Origin of the sequence: Leucobacter chromiireducens (assembly GCF_051993095.1) — a bacterium.
Lineage (GTDB): Bacteria > Actinomycetota > Actinomycetes > Actinomycetales > Microbacteriaceae > Leucobacter > Leucobacter chromiireducens.
Genome location: NZ_CP197024.1, coordinates 326,449 through 351,919 on the forward strand (window position 1 = coordinate 326,449; position 25,471 = coordinate 351,919).

Annotated in this window: 23 protein-coding genes, 3 tRNA genes and 1 pseudogene; 18 read left to right on the forward strand and 9 right to left on the reverse strand. The window is 63.0% G+C overall.

Features of this window, described 5'->3' with window-relative positions:
- The first annotated feature begins 17 nt into the window (after positions 1-17).
- On the forward strand, positions 18-1,502 hold the full coding sequence (locus ACR81A_RS01500) for a sodium:solute symporter family protein (protein WP_202382404.1): 1,485 nt from the start codon (positions 18-20) through the stop codon (positions 1,500-1,502).
- Positions 1,503-1,688: 186 nt separating this feature from the next.
- On the forward strand, positions 1,689-3,020 hold the full coding sequence (locus tag ACR81A_RS01505) for a DegT/DnrJ/EryC1/StrS family aminotransferase (protein WP_202382403.1): 1,332 nt from the start codon (positions 1,689-1,691) through the stop codon (positions 3,018-3,020).
- Between the two features lie 5 nt (positions 3,021-3,025).
- Here ACR81A_RS01505 and ACR81A_RS01510 read toward each other — a convergent pair whose 3' ends face one another.
- Positions 3,026-3,820: an HAD-IIA family hydrolase gene (locus ACR81A_RS01510; RefSeq protein ID WP_202382402.1), complete on the reverse strand. Its 795-nt coding sequence runs from the start codon at positions 3,818-3,820 to the stop codon at positions 3,026-3,028.
- Between the two features lie 166 nt (positions 3,821-3,986).
- On the opposite strand from ACR81A_RS01510, the gene pgm reads away from it, so the two are divergent.
- The 4 genes from pgm (at position 3,987) to ACR81A_RS01530 (ending at position 8,444) form a co-directional block, all read left to right on the forward strand.
- Entirely contained in the window at positions 3,987-5,627 is a 1,641-nt protein-coding gene (gene pgm / locus ACR81A_RS01515) for a phosphoglucomutase (alpha-D-glucose-1,6-bisphosphate-dependent) (RefSeq protein ID WP_440312355.1), read from the forward strand.
- 69 nt (positions 5,628-5,696) lie between these two features.
- Positions 5,697-6,656 (forward strand): prephenate dehydratase, encoded by a 960-nt coding sequence (gene pheA, locus ACR81A_RS01520; RefSeq protein WP_202382400.1) that lies wholly within the window; start codon positions 5,697-5,699, stop codon positions 6,654-6,656.
- Positions 6,657-6,861: 205 nt separating this feature from the next.
- Positions 6,862-7,239, forward strand: coding sequence for a PadR family transcriptional regulator (locus tag ACR81A_RS01525; protein WP_202382399.1), 378 nt, complete (start codon positions 6,862-6,864; stop codon positions 7,237-7,239).
- Positions 7,236-8,444 (forward strand): hypothetical protein, encoded by a 1,209-nt coding sequence (locus ACR81A_RS01530; RefSeq protein ID WP_440312356.1) that lies wholly within the window; start codon positions 7,236-7,238, stop codon positions 8,442-8,444. The genes ACR81A_RS01525 and ACR81A_RS01530 overlap by 4 nt, the downstream gene beginning before the upstream one ends.
- A 30-nt stretch (positions 8,445-8,474) precedes the next feature.
- On the opposite strand, the gene ACR81A_RS01535 is transcribed toward ACR81A_RS01530, so the two are convergent.
- Positions 8,475-9,473, reverse strand: coding sequence for a diacylglycerol/lipid kinase family protein (locus ACR81A_RS01535; protein WP_440312357.1), 999 nt, complete (start codon positions 9,471-9,473; stop codon positions 8,475-8,477).
- Between the two features lie 59 nt (positions 9,474-9,532).
- Here ACR81A_RS01535 and serS point away from each other — a divergent pair, with 59 nt between their 5' ends.
- From serS to ACR81A_RS01550, 3 genes are all read left to right on the forward strand, one after another.
- On the forward strand, positions 9,533-10,813 hold the full coding sequence (gene serS / locus ACR81A_RS01540; RefSeq protein ID WP_202382396.1) for a serine--tRNA ligase: 1,281 nt from the start codon (positions 9,533-9,535) through the stop codon (positions 10,811-10,813).
- The gene (locus tag ACR81A_RS01545; protein WP_440312358.1) at positions 10,810-11,688 is read left to right on the forward strand and encodes an HAD family hydrolase; all 879 of its coding nucleotides are present in this window, start codon (positions 10,810-10,812) and stop codon (positions 11,686-11,688) included. Before serS ends, ACR81A_RS01545 begins: the two co-directional genes overlap by 4 nt.
- 46 nt (positions 11,689-11,734) lie before the next feature.
- Positions 11,735-11,822, forward strand: a tRNA-Ser gene (locus tag ACR81A_RS01550).
- Between the two features lie 55 nt (positions 11,823-11,877).
- On the opposite strand, the gene ACR81A_RS01555 is transcribed toward ACR81A_RS01550, so the two are convergent.
- On the reverse strand, positions 11,878-12,351 hold the full coding sequence (locus ACR81A_RS01555) for a hypothetical protein (RefSeq protein ID WP_337248967.1): 474 nt from the start codon (positions 12,349-12,351) through the stop codon (positions 11,878-11,880).
- 123 nt (positions 12,352-12,474) lie between these two features.
- On the opposite strand from ACR81A_RS01555, the gene ACR81A_RS01560 reads away from it, so the two are divergent.
- From ACR81A_RS01560 to ACR81A_RS01590, 7 genes are all read left to right on the forward strand, one after another.
- Positions 12,475-12,546, forward strand: a tRNA-Thr gene (locus ACR81A_RS01560).
- A gap of 29 nt (positions 12,547-12,575) precedes the next feature.
- Positions 12,576-12,649, forward strand: a tRNA-Met gene (locus tag ACR81A_RS01565).
- A 443-nt stretch (positions 12,650-13,092) separates the two neighbouring features.
- On the forward strand, positions 13,093-14,313 hold the full coding sequence (locus tag ACR81A_RS01570) for a hypothetical protein (RefSeq protein WP_052492763.1): 1,221 nt from the start codon (positions 13,093-13,095) through the stop codon (positions 14,311-14,313).
- A 3-nt stretch (positions 14,314-14,316) separates the two neighbouring features.
- On the forward strand, positions 14,317-15,627 hold the full coding sequence (locus tag ACR81A_RS01575) for a DUF4041 domain-containing protein (RefSeq protein ID WP_440312359.1): 1,311 nt from the start codon (positions 14,317-14,319) through the stop codon (positions 15,625-15,627).
- A 224-nt stretch (positions 15,628-15,851) separates the two neighbouring features.
- Positions 15,852-16,481 carry a recombinase family protein gene (locus tag ACR81A_RS01580; protein ID WP_440312360.1) on the forward strand — a complete coding sequence of 210 codons (630 nt, stop codon included), beginning with the start codon at positions 15,852-15,854 and terminating at the stop codon, positions 16,479-16,481.
- Between the two features lie 88 nt (positions 16,482-16,569).
- Complete coding sequence (locus ACR81A_RS01585) at positions 16,570-17,658, forward strand: hypothetical protein (RefSeq protein WP_440312361.1); 1,089 nt, start codon at positions 16,570-16,572, stop codon at positions 17,656-17,658.
- The gene (locus ACR81A_RS01590) at positions 17,643-18,956 is read left to right on the forward strand and encodes a DNA methyltransferase (protein WP_440312362.1); all 1,314 of its coding nucleotides are present in this window, start codon (positions 17,643-17,645) and stop codon (positions 18,954-18,956) included. The genes ACR81A_RS01585 and ACR81A_RS01590 overlap by 16 nt, the downstream gene beginning before the upstream one ends.
- Before the next feature lie 1,132 nt (positions 18,957-20,088).
- On the opposite strand, the gene ACR81A_RS01595 is transcribed toward ACR81A_RS01590, so the two are convergent.
- The 6 genes and pseudogenes from ACR81A_RS01595 to ACR81A_RS01620 form a co-directional block, all read right to left on the reverse strand.
- On the reverse strand, positions 20,089-21,117 hold the full coding sequence (locus tag ACR81A_RS01595) for a hypothetical protein (protein ID WP_440312363.1): 1,029 nt from the start codon (positions 21,115-21,117) through the stop codon (positions 20,089-20,091).
- Positions 21,118-21,285: 168 nt separating this feature from the next.
- Complete coding sequence (locus tag ACR81A_RS01600; protein ID WP_440312364.1) at positions 21,286-21,786, reverse strand: hypothetical protein; 501 nt, start codon at positions 21,784-21,786, stop codon at positions 21,286-21,288.
- A 200-nt stretch (positions 21,787-21,986) separates the two neighbouring features.
- Positions 21,987-22,250, reverse strand: coding sequence for a DUF2510 domain-containing protein (locus ACR81A_RS01605; protein WP_440312365.1), 264 nt, complete (start codon positions 22,248-22,250; stop codon positions 21,987-21,989).
- On the reverse strand, positions 22,247-22,645 hold the full coding sequence (locus ACR81A_RS01610; RefSeq protein WP_440313119.1) for a DUF4282 domain-containing protein: 399 nt from the start codon (positions 22,643-22,645) through the stop codon (positions 22,247-22,249). The genes ACR81A_RS01605 and ACR81A_RS01610 overlap by 4 nt, the downstream gene beginning before the upstream one ends.
- Positions 22,646-22,771: 126 nt before the next feature.
- Positions 22,772-22,882, reverse strand: a pseudogene (locus ACR81A_RS01615) (DUF2510 domain-containing protein); the annotation flags it as partial.
- A 61-nt stretch (positions 22,883-22,943) separates the two neighbouring features.
- Positions 22,944-23,816 (reverse strand): hypothetical protein, encoded by an 873-nt coding sequence (locus ACR81A_RS01620; protein WP_440312366.1) that lies wholly within the window; start codon positions 23,814-23,816, stop codon positions 22,944-22,946.
- Positions 23,817-24,016: 200 nt separating this feature from the next.
- On the opposite strand from ACR81A_RS01620, the gene ACR81A_RS01625 reads away from it, so the two are divergent.
- Together ACR81A_RS01625 and ACR81A_RS01630 are read left to right on the forward strand one after the other, a co-directional pair.
- Positions 24,017-24,274: a helix-turn-helix domain-containing protein gene (locus ACR81A_RS01625; protein ID WP_119284855.1), complete on the forward strand. Its 258-nt coding sequence runs from the start codon at positions 24,017-24,019 to the stop codon at positions 24,272-24,274.
- A gap of 539 nt (positions 24,275-24,813) precedes the next feature.
- Entirely contained in the window at positions 24,814-25,434 is a 621-nt protein-coding gene (locus ACR81A_RS01630) for a recombinase family protein (protein ID WP_440312367.1), read from the forward strand.
- The last annotated feature ends 37 nt before the right edge of the window (positions 25,435-25,471 follow it).

Below are 25,471 nucleotides of genomic sequence, written 5' to 3' on the forward strand. Positions count from 1 at the left end.
ACGGGGAGAATCTCATCATGACAGTTATCGACTGGGTCATTGTTGCCTGCTACCTCGTGATCATTGTGCTCATCGGGCTCGCGGGTTTGAAGAAGGTGAAGACGGGCCGCGACTTCGCGGTTGCCGGATCGTCGCTGCCCGTAGGAATCGTCACCGCCACCCTCGCGGCGAGCTATATTGGCGGATCGTTCGCCATCGGCGCGGCAGGAGCGACGTTCCGTGAGGGATACACCTATTTCTTTGCGCTGCTCGGATTCCCGCTCGCCACGATTGCGGTCGGTATTTGGGTGGCGCCGCGTCTCCGTCGATACGCGGCGGAGACCGTGGGCGATGTGATGGAGCATCACTACGGTGTCGTCGCTCGTGTGTTCACCGGCCTGATCTCCATGGTGGTGTGCGCGGCAATTCTCGGAGCGCAGATCCGTGCGCTGGGCACCATCCTCGAGGTATTTACCGGGATTGACTTCACGATCGGCGCGATTGTCCTCACGCTGATCGTGATCGTCTACTCAACGGCGGGCGGTCTGTGGTCCGATGTGCGCGCCGACGTGATCCACTTCGCGGTGCTCGCGGTCGCGATCCCGGTCGCGATTCTGGTCGCGATTCGCGCGGTGGGAACACCCGCAGAGATCGTGGCAAGCGTGCCGCCGGAGTTCTTCACCGTCACGGGCGACAAGTCTCTGGGCTTCTTCATCAGCCTCTTCATCGGCTTCGTGTTTGGTGAGACTCTCATCCAGCCGTACTCGCAGCGAGCGTTCGCAGGCGCGAACACGAAGACGGTACGCAAGGCATTTATCTACGCCGGAATCTTCGGCATCGTGTTCCTCTTCACGACCTCGTCCGGCGGCATTCTTGCACGCGCTCTCGACCCGACGATTCCTTCTGACGCAGCGATGCCAGAGCTGATCAACCGTGTGATCCCCGCAGGATTCACCGGGCTGCTCGTCGCGGGATTCATCGCGATCATCATGTCGAGCGCATCCTCGTTCCTGAACTCCACCACGGTCGTCGTAGTGCGTGACCTCTGGACGCTCGGCGGGCGCCGCAAGATCGAGGATCACACACGGCTCCGTTTCCAGCGGGTGATGAACCTCATCATCGGTGTGGTCGCACTCATCGTGGGGCTGTCGTTCCCCAACATCATTGACATCCTCATGGTGTACTTCTCGACCTGGGCGCCTACGGTCATCGTGCCGTTGCTGCTTGGCGTTCTCTTCGACATCCGCCACCGCCTGGCTGGACCGATCGCGATGGTCGCGGGTCTGCTCGCAACCTGGCTGTGGAACGGCCCGCTTGGCGAACCATTCGGCATCCTCGGCCTCGCGGTCGGCCTCGTGACGAACCTCATCGTGTTCTTCGTCGTGGTCGCGGCCACCCCGAAGAAGGGTATGGAACCGCACGGTTTCGACATCGTGGCACCCAACACCCAGGCCGTTGAAACCGTGTGGGACGAGACGAGCGGAGTCAGCGATGACGCCGCACCAGCAACGAAGGAGGGATAGAGCATGTACGGAGTGATCTTGTACGGCGGCGTAATTCTCGCCATCATCGTCGGCCTCGCCGTGACGGCAATGGGCTTGCCGCCCACGCTGCGCGACCTGCGCGATGCGTTTAAGGGCAAGTAAACATCCCATGCGCCAGAGCGGCGCAGGCACCCCTATTCACACCAACCGAAGGTGAGTGACGTCATGAGCGCTCTGCTTGATACTCCGCTGATCCCCTGGGGATCCCCGGCAGCGCAGCGACGAACCGCGCAGTTGCTGAAAGCCAACCAGCAGCAGGACGCGGCCACGGTCACTGCAGCGGTGCATGCCGCGCAGAACGCTCAGCTCGACATTGGTGGTGCACGCGGGCTCAACTTGTACGCGGGGAGCAACGTGCTGTCTCCCCGCGTACGGGCTGCGCACGAATCGGATCTGGCTCCACGGCCGGCGCTCGGCTGGCCGGGCGAGAAAATACAGCCGGCCCTCGAACACGTTGAAGAGCTTGAGGTTATTGCTGCCCAACAGCTGCGCCGCGCGTTCAGCGCGAAGTTCGCTGATGGCCGTTTCGTGACTGCGACCCTTGCGAACCTTGCTGCCTACGCGGCTTTCACGGAACCTGGCGACACGATCGCGACACTGTCGCCCAGCGCGGGGAGCCATGCCAGCCACCTGGCTGCCGGAACCGCTGGGGTGCGCGGCCTTCGAGGAAGCTATCTGCCGAGCAACCCGCATACAGGGGATATCGATGCAGCGGAGCTCGACGCGTTCGTAGTGGCGAGGCGGCCGCGAATCATCTTGGTGGGCGGCAGCGTCATTCAGTTCGCCACCCAGATCGCGCCGCTGCGTGATGCTGCGGACCGCGTTGGGGCAATACTGATCTTTGACGCGTCGCACGTGGCGGGGCTGATCGCTGCGGGAGCCTTCCCGAATCCGCTCGACGAGGGCGTTGACCTGCTCACGTTCTCCACGTATAAGACGCTTGCCGGGCCCGCGGGTGGCGCGGTCGCGACGAACAGCGCCGAGGTTGCTGAACGGTTGAGCGATGCGCTCTACCCGATGCTTTCCTCAAACTACGATCCTGCCCGGCTCGGGCCACTCGCCATCGCAACGGCTGAGGCAGTGGAACAACGTCCGGCTTGGGCGCAACGAACGATTGAGCTCGCAGTTGCGCTGGGGGAGCGACTGGCTGCGCACGGCATGAGCGTGCAGGCAATTGAGCGCGGGGTGACCGCAACCCACCAGGTAGTCGTGGACGTCGCTGCTTTCGGCGGCGGCACCGCGGCAATGCGAACGCTTGAATCAGGTGGCGTGTACGTGGGAGCGTGCCGGTTGGTCGGGCAGGCCTCCGATGCCCCGCCGCAGGGCATCCGCATCGGAACACAGGAGATTGTGCGGCTGGGTGCAGGGTTCGAACATGCGGAACCGATTGCGCAGCAGATCGCCGCGCTGCTCCGCGGCGACGCCGGAACAGAAGAGGTCAGCCGAGCGTTGCGCCGCAGTTTTGGCGCGGACCTCTGGGGTAGGCCTGCACCGTGAACGCGCTAGCGAGGGAGCAGCTCCGCGACCGAGCCGAGCACCTCGTCCGGACGGAACGGGAAGCGCTCAATCTCTGCGCGATCCGAGATCCCGGTCATCACGAGCACGGTGTGGAGGCCCGCCTCCATGCCCGCGACCACGTCGGTGTCCATGCGGTCGCCGATCATGCCCGTGTTGTGCGAGTGCGCGCCAATCTTGTTGAGCGCAGAGCGGAACATCATGGGGTTCGGCTTTCCCACGACGTAGGGCTCCATGCCCGTCGCCTTCGTGATCAGCGCGTTGATCGCGCCGGTGGCGGGCAGCGGGCCCTCGGGGCTCGGCCCGGTGGCGTCCGGGTTCGTCGAGATGAAGCGCGCACCGCGGCTGATCAGGCGGATCGCCTTCGTGATCGCCTCGAACGAGTAGTTGCGGGTTTCGCCCACCACCACGAAGTCGGGATCAGACTCGGTCATCACGTACCCTGCGTCGTGCAGCGCGGTGAGGATGCCGGCCTCGCCAATGACGAACGCCGAGCCGCCGGGCTTCTGCTGCTTCAGGAACGCCGCGGTGGCGAGCGCGCTCGTCCAGATCCGCTCCTCCGGCACATCGATGCCTGACGAGGCGAGGCGCGCGCTGAGATCGCGCGCGGTGAAGATCGAGTTGTTCGTGAGCACGAGGTAGGGCATTTCCTCCTCGCGCCAGTGCTCGAGCAACTCGGCGGCACCGGGGATCGCGCGGTTTTCGTGAACCAGCACCCCATCCATGTCGGTGAGCCAGCATTCGATGTCGTCTCGGCGGGGGTGGACCACACTCTCGATCATGGCTTCAGGATAGCCCGGCCCCATGAACGTCCGGTAAAGCCCACACCACGCCCACCCACAGATCGGGGTCACTTCGGCACTGTGTTGCGGACCCGCCCACCCGCAACACGGTGCCGAAGTGACCCCGAATCGGAGGGGGAGGGTGGTGGGGTGGCACACTGGGGGGATGCACGAACGCGCCGGCACCATCGCCCGTACCGAAGACCTCGTCGACGTCGAGGCGCTGCTCCAGGCCTACGTCGACACCACGCCCGATCTCACGAATCCCGCGCAGCGCGTCGTGTTTGGCACCTCGGGTCACCGCGGCTCGGGGTTCTCCGGCGCATTTACTGACGCGCACATCGCGGCGATCAGCGCTTCGATCGCCGAGTATCGAGCCGCCCAGGGCATCACCGGCCCCCTCTTCATCGGGGCGGACACCCACCCGCTCTCGATTCCCGCCGAGCGCACCGCGGTCGAGGTGCTGCTTGCTGCGGGCGTGGACGTGCGCCCCTCCGCGGGCGAGGGCGACGCCTGGTTCGTGCCCACCCCGGCGCTCAGCCACGCGATCCTTGCCTACAACCGCGGGCGAGACGCGGACGACCCTGCCCGCGCCGACGGCATCGTTGTCACCCCGAGCCACAACCCGCCAGCCGACGGCGGCTTCAAGTACAACCCGCCGCACGGCGGTCCCGCCGACAGCGACGCAACCAACTGGATCGCGGCGCGCGCCAACGAACTGCTTGAGCGCGGGATCGCGGCGATCTCGCGTGCGGATGCCGACACCGTTGCTGCGGCACCGCGCTTCGACTTCCTCGCCGGCTACGTTGGCGCCCTTGCGGAGGTGATTGACCTCGCGGCCATCCGTGACGCGGGCGTGGCCTTCGCAGCGCACCCGCTCGGCGGCGCAAGCGTTGCCTACTGGGACGCGATTCGGGATCAGCACGCCCTGAACCTCACGGTGCTGGGGCCGGGCGTGGACCCGCAGTGGGGGTTCATGCACCTCGACTGGGACGGCAAGATTCGCATGGACCCGTCCTCCGCGCACGTGATGAGCACGGTGGACGAGTTCCGTGACGAGTTCTCGCTGATCACGGGCAATGACGCGGACGCGGATCGCCACGGCATCGTGACCGCAGACGGTCTGATGAACCCCAACCACTTCCTGGCGGTCGCGATCGACTACCTGCTCACCCATCGACCCGAGTGGCCGGCCGCGGCGGGCATCGGGAAGACGCTCGTGTCCTCCGGCATGATCGACCGGGTGGTCGCGGGCCACGGCCGTACGCTCCTCGAGGTGCCGGTCGGCTTCAAGTGGTTTGTGCCTGGCCTCTTCGACGGCACGGTGGTGTTCGGCGGCGAGGAGAGTGCGGGAGCCTCATTCCAGCGCTTCGACGGCACCGCGTGGAGCACCGATAAGGACGGCATTCTGCTCGCGCTGCTCGCCGCAGAGATTCAGGCGGTCACGGGGCAGTCGCCCTCCGAGCGGTACCGTGCGCTCGTCGCGCAGTATGGCGAGCCCGCCTACGCGCGCATCGATGCCGCCGCGACGCCCGCCCAGAAGGCGACCCTCGGCGCGCTCGCATCGAGCGATGTGACCGACACCGAGCTCGCAGGCGATCCCATCACGGCGATCCTCACGCGCGCACCGGGGAACGACGCGGCGATCGGCGGGCTCAAAGTGCAGACGGACCACGCTTGGTTCGCCGCGCGCCCCTCGGGCACCGAGGACGTCATGAAGATCTACGCAGAGTCGTTCCGTGGGCCTGAGCATCTCGCGCTCGTGCAGCAGGCGGCCCAGGCGCTCGTCGCCCGCGTACTCGACTAGCTGAACTTCCAGGCTTGCGCCCCGAATGCACGTGCCAACCGGGGCGCGCCGGGCGATACTCTAGGGACCATGTCTGAGACCACCGCCCCCGCCCGCCGTTACTCCTACCTGGGGCCGGCCGGGACGTTTACGGAGGCGGCGCTCAAGCAAGCTCCCGAGGCGGCCGGCCAGGAGTGGCACCCGGTTGACAACCTGGGCGAGGCGCTCGGCGATGTGGTGTCGGGGCGCAGCGACGCCGCGATGATCGCCATCGAGAACTCGATCGACGGCGGCGTGACCGTGGCGCAGGATCTCCTCGCGACGATCCCGGGCCTGCGCATTGTGGGGGAGTACCTCGTGCCCGTGCGCTTCGTGCTCGTGGCAAAGCCGGGCACGCGCCTCGAAGACGTGAGCGTGGTGTCGGGCCATCCGGTGGCCTACGGTCAGTGCCGCACCTGGCTCGACACGAACGCGCCGCAGCACCGCCACTTGATTGCCACGTCGAATGTGCAGGCCGCCGCCGATCTGTTCGACCCCGAGAAAGGGATCGACGCGGCGATTGCCCCGCCCGGCATTGAGGCGCACTACGACGTTGAGGTGCTCGCGGAGGGCATTGCGGATAACCCGGATGCGGTGACGCGGTTCGTGATGGTCAGCCGCACGGTGCCCGTGGGGGAGCCGACGGGGGCCGACAAGACCTCCCTCATCATCGAACTGCCCGACGACCGCTCGGGTGCGCTGCTTGACCTGCTCGAACAGTTCGCCACCCGCGGGGTCAACCTCACGCTCCTTGCCTCGCGGCCGATCGGCGATCGAATGGGGCGCTACCGTTTCGTGATCGACGCGGAGGGGCACGTGAAGGACGCGCGCGTGGCTGACGCACTGCTCGGTGTGAAGCGTTTCAGCCCGAAAGTGGTGTTCCTCGGCTCGTATCCGCGCGCGGATCGCATCGCGGCAACCACCCGCGCGGCGCACGATGATGATTCGTTCCGGGATGCTCGAGACTGGCTGCGCGGTGTGATCGAGGGCACCGCCGACGGCGAGGCGTAGCGCCAGCGCCGCTGCCTGAGCGGCCGCGTTCTCGGCGGCTGACGTTCCGCTGCGCCGGAGAAGTCTTCTTGACACCGCACTATTGTGTAATGCACACTAGTGCGGACGCGGGAAGTCAACCACGGCCACGATCCCACGCAGTTTCTTGATGGGGATCGCGGCCGTGCCACAGTCCTCCCGTGCGCAGCCCAGGAAAGGAACACGGATGGACGCGACTCAGCTCCTGAAGGGAGTGCTCGACGCTGCGGTGCTTGCCGTCGTGCAGCGCGAGGACGGCTACGGCTACGACGTGGTGCGGCGCCTGCGCGACGCGGGTCTTGCCGAGGTGGGCGACGCCTCCGTGTACGGCACCCTGCGTCGGCTGTACGCTGCCGGTGCGCTCTCCACCTACGTGGTGCCCTCCGAGGGCGGCCCGCACCGCAAGTACTACAGCATCACCCCAGCTGGGCAGGAGCTGCTTGCCGAGCAGCGGGCCGGCTGGAACCGCTTCGCCGGGACACTGACCCGGCTCATCGCAGACGATTCGCACGCCGTTGCGGCCGCGGGGACCACCCCCGCCGCGCAGGAAGGAGCACGCGCATGAACACCGCATCGCGCACCCCCGAGGGCCACGCCCCCGAGAGCCGCACCCCCGAAGACTGGAACGCCACCACCCCGCTCCCGGGTGCAGAGCCGACCGCCGGGCTGGGAATCGGGCAGGGCGCAGCCGGCAGCCGCGAGGCCCGCGCTCGCACCTTTGTGGCCGCCGTGCGCTCGCAGCTCGCCGACCTCGGTCCAGAAGAGGTTGACGAGCTGACTGACGGGCTCGCCGCCGATCTCACGGATCGGCTGGGCGAGGACCCCGCGCTGGGTGACCCCGTAAAGTACGCCGCCGAGCTGCGTCAGGCCGCGGGGCTCCCACAGCGGGCCCCGCGCTCAGACGCGCGTCACAGCGTGGCGGAGAGCTGGGCCGCGCTTGTCCGCGGCTGGCACGCCTGGTGGGCTGGCACGCCCGCGCGGGTCGCCGTGCGCGACTTCGCGCTCGCCCTCCGCCCCCTGTGGTGGGTGGCGCGTGGCGGGGCGCTCGCCGCGGTGCTGTGCATGCTGGTGGGGATCCCGAGCCTTGCGGTGTGGGCACTCGTCTCCGTGGCCACGGTGATCGTTAGTGTGCAGTGGGGGCGTGGTCGATGGGCGCCCGACGGCTGGGGCGTGTGGCTGCGCCGCGTCGCGAGCGCGGTGTCCGTGCTGGCGATTGTGCTGCTCTCGCCCGCGGCCCTCGGTCTGCTCCGGGGCTCCACGACGCCGTACGTGGAGGAACCCGACATGCAGACCAGCTGGGGGCTCACGAGCAACGGCACCGAGATCTCGAACATCTTTGCGTACGACTGCGCGGGGCAGCCCCTCGACGGCGTGCAGCTCTTCGCGCAGGATGGGACCCCGCTCCACACAGGCGCAGGCGATCCCCGCGATGCCGACTGGCTTCCCGCCTCCGGCGCGGATCCCGAGACCGGGGAACTCCTCGACTACCGCCGCAACGCGGTCGCCACGATGCCCGATGAATGGAACGTATTCCCGCTAAGAGAAGCGCGCGTTCTTGACGGTGTATACCCGGATCCTGACGCGACGGGCGAGGTCTCGGTTCTCCCGTACGAGCGCGTGCCGAGCCTTGGCAACTGCGATGCCCTGGCAGGCTCGGCGGCGGACACCGAAACGAAGGAACCCAAAGCGAATGATGCTGAAACTCAGGGCGCCGACGCGAAGAGTGCCGACGCAAAGGGTGCTGAAGCGACGCCCAACAGCGAGGGCTGATCCCGCGCTCCGCTCCCGGGGTGGTGGGCGCTAGGCCTGCGCCTTCCACTCCGGGAGCACGCGGACGACGAGCGCGCCCGGGTCGACCACGCCGCTCACCGCGAGTGCGAGCCCGAAGTCATCGCCGTCAAGCTGCACGGGCTCCGGCTTCGACACCGACAGCGCGTAGCGGCGCACTTGCGAGTAGTTCACCGACCTCGTGTCATGCACGAGGTCGATGATCCGACGCCCGGTCTGCGTCTTCCGGAGCACGCCGTTCTCCCAGCCGATCTTGTTCCAGATGCGCAGCCACGAGAACGCGCCGAGTGGGCGCAGCGCCACGATGTCGAGCATGCCGTCGTCGAGTTTCGCGTCGGGGATGAGGAGCACGCCGCCCGGCATGAGCCCGCAATTGCCGATCATCACGGTGTACACGGAGAGTGGCTTCAGCGGCGAGTTGTCGATCGAATAGTGAATCTGCAGCGGGCCGTCGCGCAGCATCGTGCGTACCCCCGCATCCACGTAGGCGAGCCACCCCAGCCGCTTCTTGAGCGTCGCGCGGGTCGCAGAGATCGCCCGTGCATCAAGGCCCATGCCGGCGAGCACGAGGAAGAGGTGTTCGTCCTCGCTCTCGTCCTCCCGCGTGATCGTGAGAATGCCCACGTCCACCGCGCGGTTGTTCCCCGTGAACGCGGCCCGCACCGCCTCGTCGATCCGGTTCAGTGGCACCCCAAGGTTGCGGGCCAGCAGGTTCCCCGTGCCCTGCGGAATGATGACGATCGGGATCCCGGTGCCCCGCAGCGCCTCAGACACCGCGCGGATCGTGCCGTCGCCCCCGCTCGCGAGCACCACGCTCGCTCCGTTCGCGATTGCTCGCCGGGTCGCACCCACGCCCGCGTCGTGCGCTTCGGTCTCGTGCCACTGCGTGGGGGACCAGCCGAGTCGGCGCTCCTGCACCATCACGGCCGAGCGCAGCGCTGCGATGTCGGTCTTCAGCGGGTGGTACACAACAGCCGCGCTCGGCTGATGCCGCTCCGGGGTGGCGATCATGGGACAAGCGTAGTCCCCGGGCCGCCATCGCCCAGCTCAGCACAGGTAAGCTGGGCGATGTGATCGATCCAGTACTCCTCCGCACTGATCCTGAGGCCGTCAAGCGTTCGCAGCGCGCGCGTGGAAACAGCGAGGCGGTGGTCGACGAAGCGCTCGCCGCAGACGCGTCCCGCCGCGCAGCGCTCACCGAGTTCGAGTCGCTCCGCGCTGAGCAGAACGAGTTCGGCAAGCAAGTGAAGGCCGCCTCCAAGGAGGACAAGCCCGCACTTATCGCCCGCGCGCAGGAGCTTGCCGCCGCGGTAAAGGCCGCCGACGCGCGCGCCAAGGCCGCCGAGGCTGAATTCTCCGCAATCTCGATGCGCATCGAGAACCTCGTGATTGACGGCGTGCCCGCTGGCGGCGAGGAGAACTTCGTCACGCTGCGCGAGGTGGGCGTGAAGCCCGAGTTCGATTTCCCCGCGCGTGACCACCTGGAGCTCGGCGAGATGCTCGGCGCGATCGACATGGAGCGCGGCGCGAAGGTCTCGGGTGCCCGCTTCTACTTCCTGCGTGGGGTGGGTGCACGCCTCGAGCTGGCACTCATGAACCTCGCGCTGGATCGCGCGCTGTCGCACGGCTTCACGCCGCTCATCACGCCGACGCTTGTGAAGCCTGAGGTCATGCGTGGCACCGGCTTCCTCGGTGAGCACGCGGACGAGGTGTACCACCTGCCCGCGGACGACCTGTTCCTCACGGGCACGAGCGAGGTTGCCCTCGCCGGGTACCACTCGGACGAGATCATTGACCTTGCCGCTGGTCCGATGCGCTACGCCGGCTGGTCGACCTGCTACCGCCGCGAGGCCGGCTCGCACGGCAAGGACACCCGCGGCATCCTCCGCGTGCACCAGTTCAACAAGCTCGAAATGTTCGTGTACGCCGATCCGGCCGACGCCGAGGCAGAGCACGATCGCCTGGTCGCGTGGCAAGAGGAGATGCTCCAGTCGCTCGGTCTGCACTACCGCGTGATCGACGTCGCGGCGGGCGATCTCGGCTCGAGCGCGGCGCGGAAGTTCGACATCGAGGCGTGGGTGCCGACGCAGGACGCGTACCGCGAGCTCACCTCGACGAGTAACTGCACCACGTACCAGTCGCGCCGTCTGGCCACCCGCTTCCGCACCGAGAGCGGCAAGACCGCCCCGGTCGCGACGCTGAACGGTACGCTCGCGACCACCCGCTGGCTCGTCGCGATTCTCGAGACGCACCAGCAGGCTGACGGCAGCGTGACGGTGCCCGAGGCGCTGCGCCCCTACCTCGGCGGCCTTGAGGTGCTGACCCCGATGGGTGAGGGATACACACGATGACCATTCCCTCGCTGCAGGCCGTGTCCGCCGCTGAGCGGCATCTCATCGCACTCGACCTGGACGGGACTGTGCTGAGCCACGGTTTCGGTGAGGGCGCGGGCGACGATCCCAACGGTGGTCGCATCGATCCGGATCTTGCCGCCGCCATTCGCGCGCTCGAGGCGGCGGGGCACGAGGTCGTGATCGCCACGGGGCGCTCGGTCGATGCGACGTTGCCCATCGTTGAGCGGCTCGGCATCCGCCCGCAGTGGGTGGTTGCGGCGAACGGTGCCGTCACGCTGAAGCGTGATGCGCTCGCCCCGCGCGCGTACCGACGCGAGATGGTCGAGGCCTTTGATCCGAGCGACGCGCTGCAGAAGATCCGCACGCAGCTGGTCACGGCCCGCTTCGCGGTCGAGCTCGCCGATGGTGGTTTCCTCTACACCGAGCAGATCCCAACCGGTACGCTCCCCGCGGAGCAGCGCCAGGTGACGTTTGACGAGCTGCTGGGGGTGCAGGCCTCCCGCGTGGTCGTCGTGTCCCCGGACCACCGGCTCGAGGAGTTCGTGGGCGCCGTGCGCACGCTGGGGCTCACGCACGTCTCGTATGCCGTGGGCACGACGTCGTGGCTCGACATTGCGCCCGACGGCGTGACGAAGGCGAGCGCGCTCGAGGTGGTGCGTGAGCGCGTGGGTATCGACGCGTCGCGGGTGTTCGCCGCGGGCGACGGCCGCAACGACATCGACATGCTCACCTGGGCGTCGCGCCGCGGCGACGGGGTAGCGATGGGGCAGGCAGTTCCTGAGGTGCAGAAGGTCGCGGCGCGCGTCACGGGCACCATCGAGGAGAATGGCCTGCTCACAGCGCTGCAGCAGCGCTTCCCCGGCCTGGTCTGATCCTGCGCGTCGCTCGACACCCCCGCCGTTTGCTAGGCTCGTCGGTGGAGGGTTGTCCGAGCGGCCGAAGGAACTTGTCTTGAAAACAAGCAGGCGGTAACCCCGTCTCAGGGGTTCAAATCCCCTACCCTCCGCTCAGCAAAGAGCCCCCTACTCCGGTAGGGGGCTTTTTCGTGGCTTGTCGAGGTGTTAGCCGAGAGGGTGCGGCACCATGCCGCCCTCGTCGATCTCGTCCTCTTCGGGCTTGGGATCGCGGGCGTCGGCGTACGCGAAGCCGAGCGCGGCGATGGCGAGTGCGAAAGCGATGATCCCGAGCGGGTTGCAGAGCGCGATCGACATCTCCGCGGAGAACGCGGATCCGGACGCGAGGCTGAGGATCGACTCGAGCTTGCCGTCCGCCAGATCGGGCACGGTGAGGCCGAAGCCGATCGCGCAGACCCACGCGAGGATCAGCGAGACGATCGTGCTGCGTCCGGTGCGCTTGCCGCGCGCACGGGTGATGGTGAGGCGGCGCGCGAGCCAGAGCTGCAGAGCCGCGAAGGTGAGGCCAATCGCCGGCACGTACCACCAGGAGAGGGTGCCGCCAATGCCAAACACCCACCGCCCGAGCGACATCCACAGGGCCAGGATGATTCCGACGATGGCAACGACGCGGCTGTTCACGCGCTCCTCTTTCTGTTGTAATTCTGCGCCGACATGCCCGGCGCGCACGTACTAGCCAAGCAGATTTCGCATCGGGATGCGAAAGGTGTTATTCTCAAACGGTTGTCGCCGCAAGGTGGCTTCGCCCCGATAGCTCAGTGGTAGAGCACTTCCATGGTAAGGAAGGGGTCCCGGGTTCAAGTCCCGGTCGGGGCTCTGGCTTGTTTGATCTTTATGGTCAGCATGGCTGAGTAGCTCAGCTGGTTAGAGCGCACGACTCATAATCGTGAGGTCGCGGGATCGAGCCCCGCCTCAGCTACGACAAGCCGCAACTGAAACCCCTGGTCACGCCGGGGGTTTTGTTGTACCTGGGGTTGGTTGGGGGATCGCGCAGGTGTCGGTGCTGCCCTTCAAGAGGACTCCATCTGAGGGCTTCGCTCAGTCGTCATCGCCGCAGACGCGTCCAAATCTGCCTGGCGTTGTCGCCAGGGCTGGGAGTGCCTCAAATGCTGCCCAAAGTCCAATGTGTGCACATTTCATGTACACGCTTGGTGAGCCTGCCAAGCGTGTTAGCTGCATCCCAATGTTCAGCCTGGGATGGCGACGCCACATTCGGGCCACTAGATAAGATGACAACTGGTGATCCATGCGCATAGGGAAGCCTGTGTTGCCAGATATTCAGTTGTGCCCTGACTCAAATTTAGGATGGGCTCGGTTCATTCGGAGGTTTGAGTGGCTCGTCGTAGAGGATTCTTGGCAGAAATGCAGCATCAGGCTCGGCTTGCCGAGCAAAGGCAGCGTGCGGCTGCGAGGCAACAGCTTGCCGCTGCAAGGCGTGCGGAGCAGGCTCAGAAAGCTGCGGAACGGGCTCAAGCAGCGGCTACCCGCGCGGCTGAAGCGGACAGAAAGCGACTCGAACGTGAGGCGCTCGCCGCTCACGTTGCCGCGATGCAGGCAGAAGTTGAGTCTTTGAACCTTGGACTGTCTGAGCATTATGCAGAGCTTGATGGACTTCTTGAAGCAACACTTGGTGTCGATGATTTCGTTGACCTCGAAACGCTGCGGGTCGTAGCGGAACATCCACCATTTCCTGCTGAACAATTGAGACGACCGACTCCTTCGCCTACCCCAATTGCTGATCCACCTTTGCCGGTACGCGGTGAAGTACCAGCGCCGACAGGGCTCTTTGGTAAGAAAAAGAAGCTTGAAGCGGCACATGCAGCCGTGGAGCAACAGTATGCGACTGACTACTATGCCTGGCAAGCCGCTACGGAAGCGTTGCCTGGTCGCCGGGCAGCACAAGCTGCCGAGTACGATGAGGCTGAGCGGGCCAGACTTGTGTCTTTGGAAGAAGCCGAGCAGCGTTACGCGGCTGAGTGCGAAGCGCGCGAGCGAGACGCGGCCGAACAAAACGAGGAGCTTGACCAGCTCATCGCAGGTCTTGGGTACGGGACCGTCGATGCTGTCCAAGAATACGTCAGCATTGTGCTCATGAACTCGGTGTATCCCGAGCATTTCCCGGTGAAGCACGAGTCGAGTTTTGACCCGACAGCGGCGGAGCTTACGCTGCGACTCACAATTCCGGGGCCTGAGGCTGTCCCAAAGACCAAAGCGTTTAAGTACACGAAGTCGACGGATCAGATCACTGAAACGCAGCTCTCGCAAAAGGATATGAAAGATCGATACGCCGGTATCGTGCACCAGGTCGCCTTAAGGAGCCTCCACGAAGTCTTTGAGGCAGATCGTCGCGAAATTGTGCGTAGCATCTCCCTGGAACTGGGGGCGAAGACGATCAGCCCAGCGACTGGACGAGAAACATATGTTCCTTTCGTTGCTGTTGCAGTAGAGCGAAGCGCCTTTGCTGGTTTGGATCTTTCTTCTGTAGTTCCCTCGGCAACGCTTGATCACCTTGGAGCTACGGTCTCCAAGAACCCGATGGGGCTTGTAGAAATTGATTCTTCGGGCATAAAGCGAGTGTCGTAGGCAATGAGCGTTGTTTTCAATCCACCACCGGGCTGGCCTAAACCCCCGGCAGGATGGCAACCGCCCGCGGGGTGGACCCGAGACCCAAACTGGCCGGAACCGCCTGCAGGGTGGCAACTCTGGGTATCTGATGACGGGACACCTGTCGTAAATACAACTGGCGATGCCGAGAACGAGACAGCTAAGGCAGCTGAGACAAGCGCTCTCGGGACTAGCGAAAATGCAAGAGTCGAGTTTCTTGAAGCAGAGAACGCGGAGCTGAGACTTCGACTTGAGGAATCATCAGGGCAAGGGCTTATCGAACTGGATGACGCACGTGTCCTTCAGGATGTAGGAATCTATCGCTATCACCATCCACTTGAGTCGGCGGCAGCATACAAAGATCGCCTGAAATCTCTTGAATCAGATATTGCCGACTCGGTGCGAAGCGGACGGGCAATTGCAAAGTCTGAGTTGTTCACATTGAACAACTCGCTCGCCCAAGGGCGACGGATGACCGCTGACCTTGGCAAGTTGATGCTTCGTGCCTATAACGCTGAAGCAGACAATGTGATCCGCTCGCTCCGGGCGGGAAACATAGAGACTGCGAAGCGGCGTCTTGAAGCTTCACGTTCGGCGATTGCAAAACTTGGCGCTCTCATGGAAATGCGGATCGACGAGGCTTTCCACCAGCTTCGCATAGCCGAAATTGAGCTTACGGCTGATTGGCTGATGAAGAAGCAAGAAGAGCGTGAAGAGGCCAAGGAAGAACGAGCGCGGCTTCGGGAGGAAGCCCGCGTGCAACGCGAACTTGAAGAAGAGCGCGCACGGTTGGACAAGGAACGAACTCACCTTACAAATACCCTTGCAGCGCTCCGGCTGCAAGGTCGAGAAGACTCGGATCTGATCGCGCGGCTTGCAGCTGTAGATCAGGCCATCGAGCAGAACGATTATCGCGCAGCCAATATTCGGGCGGGCTACATTTATGTAATTTCGAACGAGGGAGCTTTTGGCGCGGGCGTGGTCAAGATTGGGCTGACCCGGCGTCTTCAGCCTTTGGAACGTATCTCTGAACTCAGCGGTGCTTCCGTGCCATTCAGATTTGACGTACACGCACTCTTCTTCTCAGAGGATGCCGTGACGCTGGAAAATGACTTGCATAAGCATTTCGCCACGCGGGCGCTCAATCAGGCAAATTCGCGGAAGGAATTCTTCTTTGCCACACCTAGCGAAGTGCGAGAAGTTTTGCTGCAACGAGTTGGAAATATTCTCGAGTTCACGGAAGACGCGGAAGCTACTGAATACAGGCAATCAGTCGGCTCCTGGCCTCAGTAGATGCGTGTGGCCTGATGAGCCTGCGGTGTTCCAAGCAACTAGTGCTCGAACGTCCTTGGCCGCGCCTGAATTCCGGGCTTCGTCGCTGAGAAGAGACTCGTAGCTAACCTCTGCGCTTCTATTCATGCTTTTGATGCTGTATCGCTGCGGAGTGCGAGCAGTGAGCGTGGCTTCATCATCGGCGGCACAGTGCCGCTCATCGATGAGACGGAAGGCAGGCCACAATGGCATCCCAGGTTTACGGATATATGCACCTCGACTACAGCGACGAACACCCCGAGCAGCGCGCGGAAGCGCTCGGATCGGTGGCGCTCTTCTGTGATTACGGGCCACGGTATGACACGGCGAGGGTGAACCTGAACCGGATGCTCGCAGCAACCCAGACGGGCGATTTCATCTTCGTGGAACGTATCGACCGGATCGCTGACTCGGTATCCGACTTCCATAATCTCCTGCTGTTCTTGAAGGAGCGTGGGGTCGGGTTCGAGGCGTTGGAAGATGCGTTCATCTTGAAGCCCACGACAGGCGTGGACTTTCACGCAGACGGCAGCCCATCTACGCAGAAGGATTCGCGGCCTACCCAAGCGCCAGACGAATCGCTGGAACTGATTGGCCGTATGGCTGCGCTTGAGCGGGCAAAGACAATGAAGGGTCCGCGAGGTTTCGCGTTCGACTTCGCCACGATGCACGAGACCGACCCGCTGCTGACGCTGGAACGGGTGCTGGGCGCTGAGCAGCAGCTCGCTGCCGGAGTGCCGCTCAGTCGGATTGCCACCGCGTTGCGAGTGACTGCGGTGGAGCTGTTTAAAGCGATACGCCGAGATAACGAGTATGCCTCGTATCTGAAGATATAACCTCAGAAGCAACGTGAGAGGTCCGCCAGTTTGGTGCAGTGATGTGCTGAATGGGCGGACCTTTTACTGTTCCTGAGAGGATGGCGGGGTGAACATCATTGAGCTAGCTGTCCGGGCCAGAGGCTCCAGTACCCGCCGTGACAGAACGGGCATCGTGTACGTCGCTGACTCAATCGATGTCGCTCAGCTCGAAGCGAGGCCCGAGTCTGACATGTTCTCCGTTGCTTGGGGGCAGTTGCAGAGGTGGATGTGTCGCGCGACACAACCGACAAACACGATCATGACGCTCGTAGAGTCTCTTGCAGAGGTGCGTTACGTGAACGGGTACGACGCGCTCGGAAGGGAAACCTCCAATGGGCTAATGGCGAACCCTGAAAACATTGTCGTCCGTGACGCGCTGCCTTTTGCACGAGAGTGGAGCGAGGTCGAACTCGTTGTAGAACGGGTGAAATCTCCGAGGCCCCTGCTAGCCGCGATTGAGGGCGGACTGCCAATGCCAGCGTGGATGCTGAAGAACAGGTGGGGAGAGATTGAAGCGGGTTGGTTCGTATTTCGCCCGAATTCCCTCATCACAATCTTTGATCCCAAAAGCAGGGCAGAGTCCAAAGGTGCTCAGCAGAAGACAGGACGCGCAGTCGTGTTCGAAGACGAAGCAGCGCTGCTGGCAGAAGCTAGAGGCTGGAAAGCTCAGCTGAGGGAAGTGATCGGCGCCGAACCGATGGAATACTCAGCTCGCCGTGCAGGGCTGGAGAACACGTACACCTACCCGCTATCACCGCACGCAGATCTCCTACTTCTGAACACTATCTCGCCGGCGAGGTCGCGAAGCCGTTTCGCAACGCTAGTGACGGAGGCAGCGCAGCACCCAGGAGGTCAGGTGACAGCCCGGTATGAGGCGCAGAGGCGTCGGGGTGAATCCCCCAAACGTTCGTCGAGCGTGGCAAATCTTGAACGCGCGAACACCGTCCGCGCGCAGCTTGTCGAAACGCGAATGAGGAAGCTCTGTGAGCTTCGCCATAACGACCGGGAGCTTACGCAGACCGCATGCGCCCGCGCACTGGGCTGCGATCCTCGTACAGTCCGCAACTATCTCAGGGAACCAGGCCTCTGCACCCCGCCCGAGAAGCCAGACCCTAATCGCGAACCTTGGGAGTGTGGAGCGTGTTGGATCAAGTGAGTGCAGGATCTGATGCCGCGTCGCCAGGCGATTCCCTCTCAATTGAAGAGGTGCGAGAGAGGGGCCTGGCAGGGCGGTACCGTTCATGGGGAATCACCCTGCCTGAAGGGTCCCCGAAACTTGGTGCCCTGAAAACCTTCGAGCAGATACTTCCTGACCTATTCAAAGACTCCGGCGCGGAAACGTATGCCAGCGCAACCGTAGAAGAGCAGAGCGCAATTATTGATCGTGTGGTGCGGGCGTATCAAGAAGCCGACGCCTTCCCCATCGTTTACTACTCTGATGCGGCCGCTCGAAAAGAGATTGCATCCAGTCTGAAATTGGGCGCAAAGACGAACGCGAAGGCGACACATCAAGTTTGGTACTCACCGGAGACCCTTTACTTTGTGCCAGGGAGCGCGTCACGCAAGGGTGTTGATCTGTGCAACTGGATGTTCCCGAACTTATTTGATGCGCGAGCCGTCACTGGCAGATCGTTACGTACCGATTTCATGGACCCAGAGCATCTGGCAAAGAGCGTGCGAAGCATTCTGCGAGAAGGTAGGGGGCCCGACCGCCTGACTCAGTCAAAACTGCGGTCGAAGGGCTACTACCCGAGAAACTTCAGCCCGATGACTGCGCGGGCGATCTACCAGACCTACCTCCCGAACGGGGGCACGGTGCTCGATCCGAGCGCCGGGTATGGAGGCAGACTCCTCGGTGCACTCACCGCACCCGGCAACTTGCGATACATCGGATGCGACCCGAATGACGAGACCATCTACAACCTGGACCGTCTCGGGCAACTCATTGAGTCCGTCACTGGACGCACAGACTCGTATGACCTTCACTGCCGAGGGTCCCAGGACCTTGAATTGGCGTCCAACAGTGTTGACTTTGCTTTCACGTCTCCGCCGTACTTCGACCTAGAGATCTACGACGAGAAAGGCGCTGAGCCGGGTAGGCCGTCACAGTCAGTGACGTCGTTTAGTAACGTCGACGCTTGGCTGACCAGATATGTACGCCCAACATCGGAGCGCGTCCGGGAAGCTTTGAAGCCCGGCGGACTGTTCCTGGTCAACATTACTGACTATCGAACAGGCAAAAAGGACCCTGTAACTGGACGTCAGGAAGTCATGCAGATCGTGGATCGGTGGGTCGAGCACACCGAGGGCGACGGCTTCGAACTCGTCAACCTCCACTATCTTGCGCCCCGAGCCCGCCCCGGCGATCTACAAAACCACCGCAAACGCGTCAAACTCACCGACGCAAAACCCAACGTGGAACTCGAACCCATCCTCGTGTTCCGGAAATCCTAACTCACATACCCCGATGAGTTGTCAAGTGATGTGGACAAGAATCTTCTTCCAGGTGAAAACCGTGACACCTCATGTGCGCTCAGAGCACGAAATCACCAATGCGGAAATTTGCAAACACAACAGACCTGCAGGGTTGACGCTGCAGCCGGTCCTGTGGCGAGCGCCGGGCCAGCACCACCGGCGCTTGTCTCCTAGCCCGGGGTAGCAAGTCACTCGCCCTACCGGGCCAGGGGCGGGTCGCCATGCGCCGCTGGCCGCCATTGGTCCCGCCGCGCTTCACCGCACGCGCTACACGGCCCGCTGTGGGCCTAACTGCGGCTCGGCCAAGCTTCACCCCTACCCCGGCCGGTTTCGTTGCGTCCAGCGGCGTGACAGGCAGCACTTGCTCGACCCAAGTGAAAGCTGATGTGCCCAAGAAAGTCAGAAAGCCCGCGCCACGCCTATGATCACTGGCCATTCCGCTGCAAGCCGGCATGCTGCTCCCGCCTGGGGAGCCGCACACGCGCTCTCGCCTGGGGTGAATACCCGGGTTATCTCGCTACCGTACAAACCTCACCGGCGAGGGGCCGAATCGGCACATGACGCAACCCATTGATACGCGCTATTACTGGCAATAGAGACTCCGGCAACAGAAAAACCTGAAAAGAAGGCCAGGCTCGGTCAGGAAAGATCGTCCTTCGAGTCGCACTGAATCCCCCGGTTGCGGCAGCGGTCGGGGTCAGAGATTTTGGGTCAGACCGCCTGCGTTGATGGCCGGTGTGGATGCCGCCCAGGGTATCGCTCACAAGAGGCACGATGACCTCCCATGAACTGTACGAAAACCGGTGGCCGGGCCGACCGTCCCCGAGAGAACCGTGGCGACGCAGGTACGCATCATCCCGGGAGCGCGGTGAACCTGTGGAGTTCGCGCTCAAAGCCACTCGGGGCTGCGGTGCTGGTCCTGGGGCGCTACGGTGACGGCCTGCACCAATCCACTGCCTTGGGCCTTGGGTATCGCTGAGCCACAATAATGAATGCACCTGGGGTAACCCCAAGATGAGTTCCGCTGTTCAATGAGAACTGCTGAGTCAGAGGCAGCCTGTCCCCGGCACTTGATCGGGTATCGCTGAAAGAACCCGGGCGGCTGGATGCTCTATTTGAGATACATGAACCAGTTCCCGATCAGTCGATCCTGAGACACGTCCTCGGCCTGATCACCGAACTTCAGCGTGCGGATGTCCGGGTGAGCCTCTGCCGGGACCGGAGTTCCAGCCGGGCAGAACCAAAGTTGGCTGTGGCGATGCACTTTCCCGTTTGCGCGGAGGCATCCATCTTGCACTGTCCAGGTCGGGGTATCGTGCACGAAGATGGGCGGGCCAGTGTATGCGCCGCTCGGAACATCGATCATGCTGATCTGGGTACCGTCGACGAAGAGCCCGATTGCGCCTCCGGTGCCAAGAGATTCGCCGGGGAGGATGCTCCACTCGCCGTCCGTGATGTCCTCTACTCGTGGCCCTGCTGAGCCCTTCACCTTCCCGGCGAGGGTGTTCAGATTCTCAATAGCGGAGCGCAGATCGGTGGGGTGAGCCTTCGGATCGTCTGCCAGGGCTCGGGCATCGCTGATCGCCTGCTCTAGCTGAGCCACGAGTTCAGCATCACCCGCATCTCGGGAAGCATCGAATGTCTGCTGGGCGTTCTCGATCTCGTTGGTGAGGGACTTCACCATCGTTTGCCGGTGGCTGTCGAGGAACAACACCGATGCATCGGCAAGCTGTTTCGTGACCGCCTGAACCTCACTGGTCGCGGCCTCGATGCGCCGGGTATCGCTCCCGAGCTGCTCGTTGCTTGCGTCCGAGCCGGCCTTCTCGAATCCCTGATGCTCGAGTTCGTCAGCCGCAGTAATGGCCGAGAGGAACGCCTCGTTGACCTCTTCGATGTTGTCGAGCGAGGTCATCGACAACTGCCCCTGATCGTCTCGGGTATCGGTGTTCTGACGACCAAACTCCGCCCAAGCCGCCTCGTATGCGGTGATCGCATCGGCGTGCTTCGTGAGCGCGGCATCGTGCTCGGCGGCTTGGGTTGCCTGATTGACGAGTGGGACCGTAGTCGCCGCCCCACCACTGAGAACGAGTACCGCGGCCACGATGATCCACACCCACTTGCGTGGCTTCTTCTTCGGCATGCCTATAGATGTCTGGGTATCGCTCGGAGGCGGCGGTGGCGCAGTCTCTTGAGCCTCCGGTGCAGGCATTGACGGCAGCGACCCGTTAGCCAGTGAAGGCGGTGGAAGCTGTGAAGGGTCAGGCGTGAGCGGGGTATCGGGGGTGTTCATCGTTGATCCGTTCGAGGGTTAGCAGCCGTATTGTTCCCAGCTGCGGACGATCTGATAGAAACCTTCACCATTTGCCGGGGTGACAGTGAGTTCGTGCCCGGTGAGGTAGTACTCCGTGCCGTCAGCGTTGGTCATGCGGTGCCCGGATACTCCGCCACCCGGGAAATAGACGGCTTTGGCCGGGAGGGTGAGGTAGCCAAGTTCGGCGTTCCCGCCGACGTAGATCCAATCACTAGAAGAACTATTGCTGTTCTCAAACAGATACACCTCGACCTCTTTGGTGGTGCCGTACACGCAGAGCTTTGTGGCGTCCCGGGGTATCGGTGCCGCCCCGCTACCAGGAACATCAAGCTTCGGTGATGAATCGGGGGCCGTCTGCGGTGCGGATTCGCCTGGTGTGGGCGTGACCGGCATCACCTCTGGAACTTCGGTGTCGGTAGATGCTGTGGGCGGAGACGCCGACTGTTCAGCTACCCCTGGTGAGGATGAGAACGGCGTGAAGACGAGCACGGCGACCACTGCCCCGACTAGTACGACGGCTACCGCAGCCGCAGCAACTACGAGTCCGAGGTGCCTGGGCTTTCGAGCGGCGCTCTGAATGTCGGTGTTGAACGAGGGTGGAGCTAGTTCAGGCAAGCTCTGCGCTGGCAAAGGCTCAGTGCCTGGTAGCAGAGGCGGTGGCAGCTGTGACAGATCAGGGCCGGGGGTCTCGGGAGCGCTCATGAGGTACTCGTGGGGCGGTCGGGTATTGCTGAACGCTCGTGCGTCGTCCATTCTCCGCCATGCCAGTAGCGTTCGATGCTCGTATTCGTAGGGTCGAGATACCAGCCTGCGGCTGTCTCAGCTCGTTCGGCTTGACGCTGTTTCGCTTTGCCTCTGATGGAAAGGAAAACGATAGCGAACACGATCACGGCGATCACGAGGATCGGCACGATGATAATGAGCCACGGGAGCGCGTTGAAGCCCGAGCCGCCGCCGGTCATGCCTTCACCTCCTGTGTGGAGCATCTGGCACCTCCTGAAGTCTGCGTCAGATGAACGAGTCTCGCGGTGTTCTGCGAGGTGCGGATGAGCGCGATGGTCACTTCGAGCGTGACCCGGCAGAACAGCACGGTTGAGAGAACGCCGACGGGGCCGAGAACGAGTTGCAGCACTCCGACGCCTTGCAAGAACTCAAGATCTGAGCTCTGACTGCCGATGGCAAACAGGATGATCGTGCTCACGAGCCACCAGAGCACTGAGAAGATCGACACGAGCAGATAGATCAGCCGGGCAAACGAGACCGTGACCACACGGTCAGATGCAAAGCTCAGATCGAACAGGCTGCGGAAGAACCCTGCCTCACGGATCGGACGCTGTGGCGCAACCGGTGGGCGCATCGAAGCTGGTGGGATCGAACCGCGACCCGGAACAGCGGACTCGGGTAACGAAGGCGGAAAGCCCGTCTCAGAACGTCTGGATGCTGTGTTGCTCGCCGGGGTATCGCCTACCCGTGGGGTCTGCGAGGGGCGGGTTTGCTCGGTCCAAGATGAGCCGTCCCAGTAGCGGAGCTGCTCACTGTTAGTGGGATCGGGATGCCATCCAGCAGGAGGCAAATTGTTTGGAAGCTCAGTCATGACTCTCCTACGTCATTGAGGTGGTCTCCCAGCAGGCACTGGGAGACCACCTCAATATTTGTTAGATGCTGCTGTATGCCTGACGGCGCTTCGCCGCGAACCCGAGGAGGCCTGCTCCAGCGGCAAGGATTGTGGCAGCGGCTCCTGCGAGTACTCCAAACGGTGTGCTGCCGGTCTCAGCAAGCGTCGCTGGAACCTGGGTATCGGTCTTCACTCCAACAGGAGTCGCGCCGCTCTCGCCTTGGGGGCCGTCAGGAACCGTTGGGTTGACCGGAGGAACAGGCTTCGGGTCAACAGGGGGAACGGGATCGACTGGGTCCACAGGATTAACGGGGTCTACGGGATCGACCGGGTCTATGGGATCTACCGGATCGACCGGCTTGGGGTCAACCGGATCCACGGGCTTGGTCGGCTCAGTCGGTTTGCTGCCTTCGGTGCGGATCTTTATGGTCGAGTCGAGTTCTAGGTTGTCGTCACCAACCCATGAAAGGTCGATGGTTACGCGATCAGCGTCGCGGTAGTCCATCTCATAGGAGAACTCGCATGAAGCTGAGCCGCCAGCCGGGATCGGGATAGGGAGTGGGCAGGTCGACATGTCGACGTTGCCATATGCCCCGGTCTTGATCAGGTCGTAGCCGGTGATGAGTTGGTCCTGGTCGGTGTAGTTCATGAACCACTGGAAGCTCCAGTAGGTCGAACCGACATACTCGCCGTAGTTACCCCACGAGTTGTCGGCATCGCCCGGGCGGGGATGATCGGCGGGGTCAAAGCCCCAGTCAATACCCGATCCGGCGGCTACGCTGACCGGCTGCGCTTCGCCGGAGGCTCCCTCGACGTCAACAGTTGGAGCTGTGTCGACGGTGTCAACTGCGAATGCGGCTGTAGGGCTCAGAAGCCCCACCGCCACAACCCCGGTCGCCATGACTGTGGCCATGGCTTTCTTCTTCTTGTTCCGCAAAAAACTCGAACGCTGCATGTTGTAGTTCCCTCTCGGTGTCTCAGGCAATCGCTACTGCCTTGATTGCTATAGATGCACGCGTCTAGGTATCGGCTATGCGCGCCTCAACTTGACACTTTATAGCATGACCTCAATAAAGGGTGTTCTATTGCTGTCCCCGTGCAGATGATTAATTAGTGGCATGGGACAAACAGAAAGCTGAGCGGTTCGGGGAAACGCTGAAGGACCTCCGAGGAGCGAAGGGCTTCACGCAAGAGTCGTTGGCTTGGCATGCTGGGACGACCAAGAACCAGATTCAGCTCCTTGAATCGGGAAAAGCTTCTGGGAATCAGGGCGTTGATCGGCCTTCAAATCCGAGAATCACATCGCTGATGGGGCTTGCGGATGCGCTCGGCATGTCTCTTGCTGAACTCATGGAAGCTGCTGACCTCTAACTGCCCCAAAGGTGTCAGCATTAGAAACGTGAATGGCAGTATTAGAAACCACAATTCGAAACTCGCCGGCTGATCCGCGCACAGTTCTCGCTCCTGCGCCATAGATGATTGTGATCCGCGCGCGAGTAAGCGCTGAGGCGCGAAAGAGTTAGTACGGCCCTTCATGGGCCTTTGCGTAGTTAGTTTTTCTTGTTAGCTCCGCGCTCACAATAAACCTTTCCGGGTCCCTGTTTCCCGCCCCAGACGGCCCCGTGGCGCGCTTTTCGGGCTCGCGGGGCTCTCAGGGCCGCATCGCGCTTGTTAGTTCGCCTCCGCGCCGCGCGCGGGCTTCGGCGGTTCGGACAGCGTTACAGGTGCCAGCCCGATAGCTGAGCGCCCTCGCTCCGTGTGCTTAGCTTTCGGGCGCGGATTGGTAGCCGCCGTGGGATGTGATGTGTGCGGTGGGGTACACCTCGCCGGGCAGTGAGCGTGCTGCCTGAAAGTGTGTTGTTCAGGGTGGCGTCCCGCCACAAAACACACTTTTGCATGGAGGTCTAGACATGGCTGGTCAACTCATTGGATACCTACGCGTCAGCAGCACTGACCAAAACCCTGAACGGCAGATCGAGAGCATTGGCTTGACTGACCGGAACTTCACCGATTACGCATCCGGCGGTAGTACCGACCGGCCAGAACTGCGCGAACTTATTGGATACGCGAGAGCTGGTGACCGGATCCGTGTTGCGAGCATCGACCGCCTCGCACGCTCCACCCATGACTTGCACGAGCTGATCCACTTTTTCACCGGCGAGGGTATCGGTGTGGAGTTCGTGAAAGAAGGACTGAAGTTTGAGCCTGGCGCAGATGCGTCGCCGATGGATCAACTTATGCTCGCGATGCTCGGCGCTATCGCTCAGTTCGAACGCGCACTGATCCGGGAACGACAGGCAGAAGGTATCCGGGCTGCGAGGAAGCGCGGAGTGTACGACCGCGCACCAAAACTCTCACCGGAACAGATCGCGGAAGCACAGTCTCTGATTGCCGAAGGCGTACCGAAGACGCGGATTGCCGAACGTCTCGGGGTATCGCGCTCGACGTTGTACCAAGCATTGAAGGGTGCTGGTAGGCACAGTGAGGTGGAAGTCGAGCACGCACAGGCCAGCGCAGCTCTTGATCTCTAACGTATCGGGCGCAAAGTACTGAGATACGCCTTTGTGG

What these genes read in the sequence shown, in the direction of transcription:
- ACR81A_RS01500 (WP_202382404.1), top strand. Translation starts at nt 18, where the DNA reads ATGACAGTTATCGACTGGGTCATTGTTGCCTGCTACCTCGTGATCATT.
- ACR81A_RS01505 (WP_202382403.1), top strand. Translation starts at nt 1,689, where the DNA reads ATGAGCGCTCTGCTTGATACTCCGCTGATCCCCTGGGGATCCCCGGCA.
- ACR81A_RS01510 (WP_202382402.1), bottom strand. Translation starts at nt 3,820, where the DNA reads ATGATCGAGAGTGTGGTCCACCCCCGCCGAGACGACATCGAATGCTGG.
- pgm (WP_440312355.1), top strand. Translation starts at nt 3,987, where the DNA reads ATGCACGAACGCGCCGGCACCATCGCCCGTACCGAAGACCTCGTCGAC.
- pheA (WP_202382400.1), top strand. Translation starts at nt 5,697, where the DNA reads ATGTCTGAGACCACCGCCCCCGCCCGCCGTTACTCCTACCTGGGGCCG.
- ACR81A_RS01525 (WP_202382399.1), top strand. Translation starts at nt 6,862, where the DNA reads ATGGACGCGACTCAGCTCCTGAAGGGAGTGCTCGACGCTGCGGTGCTT.
- ACR81A_RS01530 (WP_440312356.1), top strand. Translation starts at nt 7,236, where the DNA reads ATGAACACCGCATCGCGCACCCCCGAGGGCCACGCCCCCGAGAGCCGC.
- ACR81A_RS01535 (WP_440312357.1), bottom strand. Translation starts at nt 9,473, where the DNA reads ATGATCGCCACCCCGGAGCGGCATCAGCCGAGCGCGGCTGTTGTGTAC.
- ACR81A_RS01545 (WP_440312358.1), top strand. Translation starts at nt 10,810, where the DNA reads ATGACCATTCCCTCGCTGCAGGCCGTGTCCGCCGCTGAGCGGCATCTC.
- ACR81A_RS01570 (WP_052492763.1), top strand. Translation starts at nt 13,093, where the DNA reads ATGCAGCATCAGGCTCGGCTTGCCGAGCAAAGGCAGCGTGCGGCTGCG.
- ACR81A_RS01575 (WP_440312359.1), top strand. Translation starts at nt 14,317, where the DNA reads ATGAGCGTTGTTTTCAATCCACCACCGGGCTGGCCTAAACCCCCGGCA.
- ACR81A_RS01580 (WP_440312360.1), top strand. Translation starts at nt 15,852, where the DNA reads ATGGCATCCCAGGTTTACGGATATATGCACCTCGACTACAGCGACGAA.
- ACR81A_RS01595 (WP_440312363.1), bottom strand. Translation starts at nt 21,117, where the DNA reads ATGCCGAAGAAGAAGCCACGCAAGTGGGTGTGGATCATCGTGGCCGCG.
- ACR81A_RS01605 (WP_440312365.1), bottom strand. Translation starts at nt 22,250, where the DNA reads ATGACCGGCGGCGGCTCGGGCTTCAACGCGCTCCCGTGGCTCATTATC.
- ACR81A_RS01610 (WP_440313119.1), bottom strand. Translation starts at nt 22,645, where the DNA reads ATGCGCCCACCGGTTGCGCCACAGCGTCCGATCCGTGAGGCAGGGTTC.
- ACR81A_RS01620 (WP_440312366.1), bottom strand. Translation starts at nt 23,816, where the DNA reads ATGGCCACAGTCATGGCGACCGGGGTTGTGGCGGTGGGGCTTCTGAGC.
- ACR81A_RS01630 (WP_440312367.1), top strand. Translation starts at nt 24,814, where the DNA reads ATGGCTGGTCAACTCATTGGATACCTACGCGTCAGCAGCACTGACCAA.